1 protein-coding gene is annotated in these 5,215 nt (G+C 36.4%); it reads left to right on the top strand.

Features of this window, described 5'->3' with window-relative positions:
* Positions 1-758: 758 nt before the first annotated feature.
* Positions 759-5,215: hypothetical protein (locus tag AC3DU7_RS19800; protein WP_488041028.1), on the top strand; the 4,457-nt coding region annotated here is incomplete at its 3' end.

The following is a 5,215-nucleotide window of genomic DNA, read 5'->3' as shown; positions in this document are numbered from 1 at the left end:
GGATTGAATATAAGGAAACATTATTTCTTCTCTTGGTCGATTGGATATGGCGAGGAGACCTCGCCATCCCATCCTAACGGACTGCTCCGCAAACGACCGCTTTTTTTCCCCTTAAAAGGGGAGGCTTTAAACCAGAATTATTAATTATTAATTATTAATTATTCGGTAAGGTACAGTTATCTTTTTATCTTTATTATTACCTGTTTCCTGTTCCCTGTTCCCTCAAACCTAAAATTTTGTACCTCATAAGTGTGGAAATTGCTATAACAAATTATGGAAAATCATTTTACCAGACCTCTAAAAACAGGAATGGTACTATTAAAAGTTTATATCCCACTCAGTCTAACTCCATAAAAATTTTAGTCAGATACTATATTAGATACAGTATAAATTTTTTAAACTCCAGTTATTTAGGTAAAGTTTAAAACTCTGATATCTCCTGCTTGTCGATCCGATATTTTTTACAGAACTTGAATAGAGCTGCTATATATATAGTTGAAGCCTGAAATAATAATGCTTTTGATTTAATAGACACCTCCAATAATAAAAAATCAAATAAATTATCACAAAGAAATCATCAATTCTTTCCCCCTACTCCCTACTCCCTCTTTTAGTAGAGACATCTAAAATTATTGGAAAAGCGTAAGTAACTTAAATCCACCTACAGTCTTGATACAGAGAGACAAAAATATAATATCTAGCAGCAGCTATATTTTTAGTAAATATAAAACTTTTAAAATGTAACTTTTGACTTACTTATGACAAATACTCCAGACAATTCTGATCGGCAAACGGATACCTCCCAATCAAGAAACTGGCGCAGAATAGTAATTATTAGTGGTCTAGGTTTAGGGACAATCTCTGTGGCAGGAGGAGCAGTAGGAACTTGGTGGTTTCAAGAAAAATTAGCCCCAATGGTGAGTGATAATCTAACCAGGCTTACCCAAAGGCCAGTTCAAGTGGGCGAACTGCAAAAATTTAGAATTGGTTATCTAGAATTTGGCCCTTCATCTATACCTGCAACTTCCACAGACTCCATTGCTGCTTCTACGGAGATAGTTAAAGTTAGGTATGCTCTTGGACCTCTGTTATTCAAAACTCTGAAACTAGATATTACATTTGGAAAATCTCAAGCTAATCTACAACAACAAGCTGATGGTTCGTTTAAAATTCCAGAATTGGCCGATCTACCACCACCTCCTTTTAATGTTGACATTACAGCTCTACGTTTCCCAGAACTAGATGTTACTATTCTGCCGTCAGAAACAGGAAAGTCTTCTGAACCGATATTGTTAGATTTAAGTAATAGTGAAGTTCTCTCTAAGGACAAATTGCAACGTTGGTTAGTAGACCTCAATGGCAAAGTTATTGATGTTGCAGGTAATTTTCAGGTTGATGCTGATATTAATCTCAAAAATTCGGAAATTAAAGCTGATATTGTAGCGCAAAAACTGCAATTACCAATATTTGCTCCTTTAGTATTAGCGTTTGAAAATATTCCTGATGTAAGTTTGCAAAGTGGGGAGTTAAATGCAGACCTCCGGACTCAGATTAAATTAACTGATAAAGTTGCTGACCTTGTACAAAATATCCAGGGAAAAGTTAGTTTGCAGGAGTTGAATGCTAACAGCAGTTTCCTGAGCGACACTGTTAACCTGAATACGGTTGCTAATGTTGCTTGGCCAAAAGTTACGGTGGAAAATTTAAACGCCAAGTACGGGAATATTGGATTAAAACTCAAGGGTACGGCACAAACAACGGCGGACTTAGACCCTCAAAATCTTAATCTGAATTTGAATGCGGAGGTTTTGCCTGTCAGTTTCGACACTTTGTTTAATACTGTTACTACAGAAATTGATTTACTTTCGGGTAAAATTGAAACGGCAGAAACTAAACAACAACTTCAGCAAATTCGGAGTCAAATTCAGGATATTAGACCTTTATTAGATGGGGGTGTGAAAACTAATTTCAGTATTGTTGGTAGTTTGTTGCAACCAGTGGTATCAGGGAAAGTTCAAACGACTGAGGTTACTAGGGTTGATAGATTAAGATTTAAGGATATTGCGACAAATTTTACTATTAGTCCGCAGTTAAACCAAGAATTTCAACCGCTCAATTTAACTGCTGGTTTTTCTGACTTACAAATTACTCCAGTGGTGGGAGGGAAAATTACAGGGAAGGGTGCTGTTCAACAAGGATTCGGGAGTCAACCCACCCCTAACCCCTCCCAGGAGGGGAAGTCAGGAGTCAGGAGGGAGTCAGTTCAACAAGTAGTAGGGAGTCAACCCACCCCTAACCCCTCCCAGGAGGGGAAGTCAGTCAGTAAGGAGCAGGAAACTAATTTTAATCCTGTAGTTGACTTAAACCTGAAGGTGGAAAATGTACCACTAGAACCGATCGCTCAACAATATGGTTTTACTCCACCCCTTCCCCTGGGTGACTTTTCTACTGAAGTGGCGATCGCTGGAGCTTTGGAAAGTCTGAAAGGGCAAGTTCAATGGCAGTTACCAAAAGCTGTTTATCCGATAAGTGGTACTGTTGATATTGTTAATAGTCAGGCGAATATTAAAAATACTGTTGTTGAAGTTGGTGGGGGAAAGGTTAATATTGATGGTACTGCTAATTTGGAAAAATGGCAGCTCAACGTTACTGTCAATCAAATTAATTTAGATAATTTAGAACCTTTAAAACCATTGGGTTTACCATCTGGGTTGGAAGGTATTGTTAATGCTCAAGCTAGTTCTTCTGGTCTCACGAGAGATTTTTCAATTAATAGTATTGATGGGAATGGGAGTGGGGTAATAAATATTGCTGGCGGTCAAGTTAATTTTAATGCTCAGGCAAATAATGGTAATTTGCAAGGTAAGGGAAATGCTGTTCAATTGAGTTTAAGTGCTTTAGAAAAAATAGGGAGAAATGCAAATCTTCTGACGACTCCTAATGCCATTTTATCTAGTCAAACTGATGGGAAAGTTAATGGTGAAGCGACTTTTTTAGCTAATCTAAATGATTTAAGTTTGTCTGGCATAACCACTGGTTTTCAGGGGAATGTTAATCTGGCTAATGGTACGGTTAATGTTAATGGGAAAGTTAATAATGGCAGGTTTCAAGCATTGGTTGATACTGAAGAATTGCCACTTAATCCTTTGTTAGATTTGGGGTTATCTGCTGTAAATTCTGGTATTATTACTGACCAGGAACAGTTAAATAATATTAGGGTTAATATTCCCAGGTTAAAAGCTCTCAATGGTAGACTCAATGGTAATGTTAATTTATCAGGAAATCTGGCAAATATTGCCCCTGAAAATATAGCAGGAGATTTAGTCGGAAATCTCAAAATTGACGAAGGTACAATTAATGCTACAGGTAGTTTAAATTCGGGTAATTTTCAAACGACTGTTAAAACTAATCAAATATCTCTTACTGCTGTCGAAAAGTTATTAACAGAAGCACAAATTGTTTCTCTTAAAAATAATGTTTTACCAACAGATACTAAGGGAAATATTCAGGGGGGAGCGAGTATATCTGGAAATATTAATAATTTAACTCCCGCAGGAATTGCTATTGATGGGGATGGGAAAGTAATTATTGCTGGAGGAACTGTTAACGCTACGGGTAAATTAAATAATGGTAATTTTCAAGCTTCAGTTAATAGCAGTAAATTAGCAGTAAATCCTCTTTTAGATTTGGGAGAAGCAGTTTTAAAATCGGGATTAATACCAGTAGAACCTAATCATATTCAAACTTTACAAGCTGCTATTCCTGCCATTAAAACTTTAAATAGTCAAGTTAATGTTAATGCTAATTTATCTGGAAATTTAAATAATTTATCTCCAGAAGCAATTACTGCAAATACTAATAGTAAATTATTTATTGATGGTAATGCTGTTGATATTGATGGGAAACTCGAACGAGGCAACTTTTTTGCAAATGTAGAAACAGAAAATATTGCTTTACGTCCTTTGGAAGAAACAGTCAGAAAAACTGGTTTAATTGCCATACCAGCTAGCGCAACTTTACCACCAGGAATTGAAGGAGAATTATTTGGTAATCTGAGTGTATTTGGCAACTTAAATAATCTGAATCCTCAAGCAATAGCTGCCGATGGAACCGGAAAATTAATTATTGGAAATAATACAATTAATGCCACAGGAAAATTAGACAATGGTAATTTTACAGCCTCAGCGATCGCGGAACCTATTCCATTGAGTTTTGTCAAAAAAATAGCTAAAGAAATTGGAGTAGTTCCCTCAGAAGCTTTGCCTTATTTAGACACAATAAATGGGAATATTCTTGGTAGTGCTAAAGTCGCCGGAAATTTAGAGAATTTAAACCCAGAAGCTATCGCTGCGGAAGCTGAAGGAAAAGTACTTTTAGCAGAAGGTGGAGCAGTTAATATTACAGGGGAATTAGTAGGTCAAAAATGGCAAACTGCCGTAGTAGGAGACCAAATTCCGTTAGAACAATTTTCCGCAGCATTGGAAAAACAAGAACAGACAAAACCAGCCGTTGCAGCTATTAGACAGGTACAAAAATTATTAGGACAAGCTGAAAATTTACCAGTAATTGGCGGCTTTTTAAATACAAATATAGACTTATCTGGAACTCTAGCAAATTTATCTCCAGAAGCTATAGCAGCTCAAGCCAAATTAACACTTTCAGAATTACCAGTTATTCAACAACCTCTTGATTCTATGTTTGACTGGAATGGCGAACAAGTAGAAATAGAAAAAGTTTCTATCCCGCCAAACGTTAATGCTAATGGAGTAGTAGGTGTAGATTTTCCACAGCAAAAACCACCGACAATTTCTGGAATTAATATTAATGTCAACTTATCAGACTTTGACTTAGAATCTCTGCCTATAGAAAAATTAGCACAAGCACAAAATTTACCCATAGAAAAAAAAGGAGAGTTATTAACAGGTAGAGTCAACTTTGATGGAAAAGTCATCGGTAAATCTATCGAAGATTTAAGTTTAGTTGGCGATGTTGTATTACGAAACCTAGCCGTAAATTCAGTAGATTTTGATTCCGTTTTATCTGGAAAATTAAATGCAGGAATAACGGATGGAGTAACATTTAAAATTGCAGGCGAACAAGACCGTCTAGAATTAGTATTAGATGAAACCTATTTTCCTACTGCTTTCTTAATTCAACGCGACGAAGCAAAACTCGCAGGAGTAACCGAGGGAGAAAACCTCCTAGTAACATTAGA

This window comes from Okeania sp. (genome assembly GCF_983059655.1).
The sequence above is the reverse complement of the archived record's forward strand: the minus strand, read 5'-3'. Positions and strand labels throughout refer to the sequence as shown.